General features: G+C 46.0%; 1 pseudogene. It reads right to left on the bottom strand.

Annotated elements, in window-relative coordinates:
• Positions 1–376 (bottom strand): annotated as a pseudogene (locus tag HMJ38_RS25195) (transposase); the annotation flags it as partial.

The following is a 376-nucleotide window of genomic DNA, read 5'->3' as shown; positions in this document are numbered from 1 at the left end:
GCTTTTCTTCTTCTGAGCGTTTCCCTGAAACTGTTTTTCCTTTTTCTGGAATAAGCCATCTGGGCAATTCTCTGCTCCCTGAATTTAGATCTTGGTCTTTTGACCCCCAGATGGGAACAGAGTCTGAACAGCTGTTTTTCAAAAACCCACTCACAGCTTTCCCACAGCAGTTTGACATCAGTCGGAAACCGTATGAATGACTCATAACACGTAGCATCCATGAGCAATACATGGCTGTTGTTGACATCACGCTTCCAATGGCCGATAAGCACTTCCTGAAGTCTCTCCCGTTCACAGTGTTTTTCCAGATATGCCCTGACTCTGGTCATGATGGTCATGTCTCTGATATGCTGGTTTTCGGCCAGTACTTTGCCGC

The sequence above is a fragment of the Aquiflexum lacus genome (genome assembly GCF_015476655.1).
Classification (GTDB): domain Bacteria; phylum Bacteroidota; class Bacteroidia; order Cytophagales; family Cyclobacteriaceae; genus Aquiflexum; species Aquiflexum lacus.
This window is presented reverse-complemented; position numbering and strand designations above follow the sequence as displayed.